Annotated in this window: 3 protein-coding genes and 1 pseudogene; 1 reads left to right on the top strand and 3 read right to left on the bottom strand. The window is 72.8% G+C overall.

Annotated features, from left to right (window positions below; all coding sequences use genetic code 11):
- From JNW89_RS26820 to JNW89_RS26810, 3 genes and pseudogenes are all read right to left on the bottom strand, one after another.
- A pseudogene (locus JNW89_RS26820) lies at positions 1 to 1357 on the bottom strand (hypothetical protein); the annotation flags it as partial.
- A 3-nt stretch (positions 1358 to 1360) separates the two neighbouring features.
- Complete coding sequence (locus tag JNW89_RS26815) at positions 1361 to 2599, bottom strand: TIGR02678 family protein (protein ID WP_255541287.1); 1239 nt, start codon at positions 2597 to 2599, stop codon at positions 1361 to 1363.
- Entirely contained in the window at positions 2592 to 4103 is a 1512-nt protein-coding gene (locus tag JNW89_RS26810; protein WP_238451118.1) for a TIGR02677 family protein, read from the bottom strand. Before JNW89_RS26810 ends, JNW89_RS26815 begins: the two co-directional genes overlap by 8 nt.
- A 341-nt stretch (positions 4104 to 4444) precedes the next feature.
- Between JNW89_RS26810 and JNW89_RS26805 the strand changes: the two genes are divergently transcribed.
- Positions 4445 to 5245 (top strand): BTAD domain-containing putative transcriptional regulator (locus JNW89_RS26805; protein WP_375155147.1); only part of this gene is annotated, 801 nt, incomplete at its 3' end.

The following is a 5245-nucleotide window of genomic DNA, read 5'->3' as shown; positions in this document are numbered from 1 at the left end:
CGCAACTGCTGCGCGCACCGCCCGATGTCGGCTCTGACGGCGGCGACATCGATTGTGGAAAGCCGGCCGTCGGCGGCCGCCGGAGTGAAGCGGAGCGTGAGCGGCTCGCCGAGGTGGGCCACGTCCACCCCGGCCGCGGTCGCCGCGTCGGCCAGTCGCCGGTGACCCTCGCGCAGCTCCGCCGCCGTCCGGCCGAGTCGTTCGGTTTCCTCCACGAGCCGGGCCGCGGCGTCCGCTGCGGCGCGCGCTCCGCCGCGGCGGCCCGTTCGGCGGACCGGGCGGCTGCCTGTAACGCCTCGACCGCTTGCCGGCGTTGCCCGAGGTCGCGGACCGCCCGGTACTCGGCGCTGTCCCGCAGCGCGGCGAGTTCCGTTGTTGTGTCCTGCACCTGCGCTTCCCAGCGGCGCGCCGTAGCGGCGGTCGTGGTTTCCGCATCCAGCGCGGCGGCCACGTCGCGTTCACGCTCGCCGGCCTGCCGGCGGCGGGTCCGCAACTCGACCAGCGCGGTCCGCACGGTGGTGACCCTGCGGCGCAGCTCGCCGCGCAGGTATCCCCGGTAAGCGGTCAGCAGGTCGGTGAGGGCGGCGGAGGTGCGTTCCAGCCGGCCGAGGTCCTCGCGTACGGCTTCCAGGTCGTCGAGGTTGTGCGCCACCGTGTCGAGCACGTCGTCGTCCAGCGGCGGCAGCGCCTCGCTCAGCTCCACTGTCAACTGGCCCGCCTCGATCCGGTCGCCGACGGTGGGTCGCCGCAGCCGGTAGAGGAGGTGGACGAGGTTGCGGTAGCGGCCGGCGTCGGTGATGCCGAAAAGCTCCCGGGCCACCCGCGCCCGGTAGTCCCGGGCGCTGGAATACACCGCGTCCTCACCGAGCCGGTCCCGCAGCCGGTCGATCGGCAGCGGCTGCCGGTCGGCCACGAGGGTGACGTCGGGGCCGACGCGCAGTGGGGTCACGAAGTACAGCAGCCGCGCCTCCCCGGTGGCCGACGACCACCGCACCACGGCGCCCAGGGTGAGGAAGCTGTCGGTCCCGTCGCCGCTCTGGCGGCGCAGCTCGGCCCAGAGGAAGCCCTGCCGGTTCACCGCGGTGGACCCCTCGCTCATCAGCCAGCGGAACGTCGTCCGTCCCGCTCCGGTGGCATCGAGCCGTTTGACGTCGCCATCGAGGAGGAATGGCAGCAGCAGCTCCAGCGCCTTGGACTTGCCGGCGCCGTTCTTGCCGCGCAGCAGCAGCCTGCCGTCCTCGAACTGGAAGATCTGCTCGTCGTACTGCCACACGTTGCAGATCCCGGCCCGGTGCAGGCGGAACCGGTTGGGGTTCCCCCGGCCGGTGGTGCCGGGCCGCGCCGTCGCGGTGGTCACGTCTCACATGCTCCTTTCGAGTACGGCGTAGCGCGCGGCCGCCGCCAGCAGGACGTAACCGCCCGGCGTCGTGCAGCCGCGCCCCTGCCGGGCGTCCACCGCCCGCGCCGCGGCGACCGCATCGTCGTCCTCCGCGTCCGCGACGGTGGGTGCGGCGGGGGCCATCAGGCGCATCTGGACGAGTAGACCCGTCACCGCCTCGCGGAGCAGGACCGGGTCGTCGACGTAGGCGGCGGCCCAGTGCCGATGGTGCCGCTCGACCAGGTCGGCGAGCAGATCGTCCAACAGGCCCTCCGGTACCGGCACCCCGATCACCGGCGTGGCACCCGACCGGGCTGTCGGGGCGTCCGGGCGGAGTGCCGCCACCAGCGCCTCGACGCAGAGCAGGGCGGCCTGGGCCACCGTGCCGGTGCCGGGGAACCCGATGTCGGACAGGTCGTCGTCGGGGTCCATCAGTGCCGCGCCTTCGGCCCGCAGTTCCGCCTGCAGACCGACGTACTCGGCGAAGGACCGCTCGTCGCGGCGCTGCTCGCGGCGCAGCCAGGCCCGCTCGGCGGCGCTTAGGTCGTCCACATACACCACCGGAGTCTCGACCAGCCGCCGGCGGACGGCGTGCCGGGCGCCACCCGGACCTGCCGCCGAGGCGGACCGGAGGAAGCCCTCGGGTGTGTCCGCCCTGCTCAGTGGCGTCGCCAGCAGATGGGCGGCGATGTCCCGGTCCACGGTCAGCAACGCCTCGGCTCGACCGTCGTCGGCGTACCCGGCGACGCTGCCCTGCTCCTCCACCAGCACCCGCCACGCGATTAGTTGCCGCAGCGCCGCCCCCAGCGCCCGCCGCTCCGCGGGTCGGTCCACGTCGCCGAGGTCGATGCCGGCCTCGACGGCAGCCGCCCGGATGTCCGCGACGAGCTGGGAGAGCAGGATCTGCTCGGCGGAGGTCAACAGGACGGCGACGGCCAGCGTCAGATACGAGTACATCCGGGGGGTGAACGGCGCTCCCGTCGACCGGGTCAGGCCCCGTCCCGCCCCCGGGCCGAGTCCGGCCTTGAACAGCCGGGCGAATCCGGCCTCCACCACCAGCCGGTAGCCGAGGAAGGTGGCGAACCATGTCTTCAACCAGTCGGCATGTCGTCTGACTAGCGGGAACTCGTCGTGCTCCGGAAGCAACAGAGGCACTGCCAACAGAGTGCGTACAGCCCGCCGACGCTCGGCGGCCAGTGCGATGTCATGCGTATCAGCCATCGCCGGTCGCCTCCACCGGCGCGAGCCTGATGGACAGCCCGTCAGCGGTGAAGTCACCGCTGGCCGACCGCAGGACCAGCGTCGCCCCCGGCTTCCCGACCACCTCACACCGCAGCCCAAGATCCATCGAGAGCGTCGCCGCGGACCCGAACGCCGGATCACCCGCACCCAAGGCCTGCGCCAGCAACTCCAGAAGCAGGCTCATCGCCGACGCGGACAGGCGGACGGCGGACAGGTCAGCTGCGGCGGAGAGCAGTTCACCGGCGGCGGTGACGCGTGCGCGCTGGGTCGCGGCCGCCTCCGCCAGCAACATCGCCTGCTGCTCGCTGCGGTCTACCACGCCGGTCGGCCGGCCGCGGGGCGCCCGATTGCCCCGTTCCCGCAACGACACCGGCACCGTCACCGCGGGTGCCGGCCACCAGCTCTCCGTCGCCGGAACCACCGCCTCCGGATCTCCCGCGATCCCGACATGCCGCGCCCCGTACAGCCCGAAGGCCGCGGTGAAAAGGTCCGCGGCGGTGTCGGCGTCCGTGCCGTCGAGCCACCCCGCCAGCCGCAGCAGGTCGCGGCGTCGCGACACCCCGTGCCCGGAGGAGCGGATCATTCGCTTCGCGTTGGCCAACAGGGACTGCAACGCCCGCAGTGTCGCGTCGCGGAGCTGACCAACCTCGCTGCGCCGGCCGTCGGTGTCCCGGAACCAGGCGCGCAGCGCCTCCCAGTCGGCCACCTCACGGCCGCGGGTCCGCTGCACCGTGACACCCACCGCCTCAGCGGCTTCGACGAGGCCGTCACCGTCGGCGTCGATCCGGGCGAGCAGTGCGGGCAGCTGCGGCCAGATCCGGTCGAGGTCGCGCTCGATGCGCGGTGCCAGCAGCACGACCTCCTCGGTGATGGACTCGACGTAGTCGAGCAGGAGGTTCTTGAAGCCCGCGTATTCCCCGGCGTCGAGGTCGTAGCGGGCGAGCACCTGACCCAGGTAGGCGTAGAAGTCCCGCACCGAATCGCGGAACTGCCAGAACTGGGCGAAGGTGGTGACCACGACGTCCCGGGTCTGGGCGGGGTCCGGGCCGCCCGGCCGTTCGACCTGCTCCGCGACGCGGGCCAGGCCCGCCGCCACCAGTCCGAGCAGCTCCCGGCTGATCTCGCGCGCCGAGTCGGCGCTCGCCAGCATCTCGTCCACCTGCCGCTGGATCCGTTCGCCCAGAGGTGAAAGCTGGTACCGCGAGCGCGCCCGGTGGTATTCGGCGATGCTCTTCACCCGTACGGCATGCGAACTCGGCAGCAGATTGCCCCAGCTCACCAGCCGTCCCAGGCGGTCGGCGGCGGTATCGACGGTCAACTGCTCACCGTTGCCGTTCAGCGCGTCCGCGACCTCTTGCGCCGACAGGTCGGTCATCAGCGAGCCGGCGAACAGGCGCATGATCGCCAGATAGGTGGACCGTTCCGGGACGGTCAGGTAGGTGTACCCGTCGAGCCGGTCCAGCTCCTCGATGCGCGCGCCCACCTATGAAGGGTAGGCCGGATCCGCAGGTCCGCGTACTGGGCCCTTCCTTCGGGAGGCAGGCCTCGAGTCGAGAAGCTCAGCTTGTCTCCAGGTTCCGATCGACGCGATCCGCGCGGCGACGGGTGTCACCGGACTGTCACAGGAGACGCACAGATTCTGGTGCGCGGTGACGCTGGGGTGACGCCGATTTGCGCAGACTTCCTGCTGAGGCGAGCGATCCACGGGCCACCGGAGGCCCCTTTCACCGGTCCAGCTGGCGGTCGGTCGGCTCCGACAAGGCCTTCGCCGCCCATGGTCCCCGGTGCAGGGAGTCGATCGTGAACTGTGACAGAAGCGCGCGGTTGTCCACGGCAGGGGGCAGCGGACCACAGCCGGTGTCCGACGCCGAGCCGGCGGTCCGCCTCTTGCTGCTCGGCGGCTTCCGGCTGCTGCACGGTAGGCGGCCGGTGGTGGTGCCGCGCGGCCTGCAACGCACCATCGCGCTGATCGGTCTGCGCCCGGGCGCGACCCGCGCCCAACTGGCCGGCCTGCTCTGGCCGGAGGTACCGGAGGAGCGCGCCCTGTCCTCGTTGCGGACCGCGCTGTGGCGGCTGCGGCGGGACCCGTCCTGCCCGGTGATCACCGACGGCGACACGGTCCGGCTGCACCCGACGGTCGACGTGGACGTCGACGAGCTGGCCCGGGCCGACGCCCGGGTCAGCCAGGGCGGCGATCCCCGGCCGGCGGCGGCGGTCCTCGCCGCCGGGCGCCACGACCTGCTGCCCGGCTGGTACGACGACTGGGTCCTACTGGAGCGGGAACGGCTCAGACAGTTGCGGCTGCACCTGCTCGACGAGATGGCCCGGGCCCACCTGCGCGCCGGCGAGCACGGGGAGGCGTTGCAGGCCGCGCTCGAGGCGATGGCGGCCGAACCGTTGCGGGAGACCCCGCACCGGCTGGTAATCCAGACGCACCTGGCGGAGGGCAACGCGTACGAGGCGCTGCACGCCTACTTCGTCTACCGCGACCTGCTGCGGCGCGAGTTGCAGCTGGAACCGTCCACGGCGATGCGCGCGCTGATCAGCGAGGTGCTCGCGTCGCACGACCGGCCCGCGCGGCGGGCCCCGGCCCAGCCGGGGCGCGGTGTCCCGCGACTCGGCCCC

Source organism: Micromonospora sp. 4G55, from assembly GCF_016803375.1.
The sequence above is the reverse complement of the archived record's forward strand: the minus strand, read 5'-3'. Positions and strand labels throughout refer to the sequence as shown.

Bases quoted from the DNA above. Each gene is read 5' to 3' on its own strand.
- JNW89_RS26815 (WP_255541287.1), bottom strand. From the start codon at position 2,599: ATGGCTGATACGCATGACATCGCACTGGCCGCCGAGCGTCGGCGGGCT.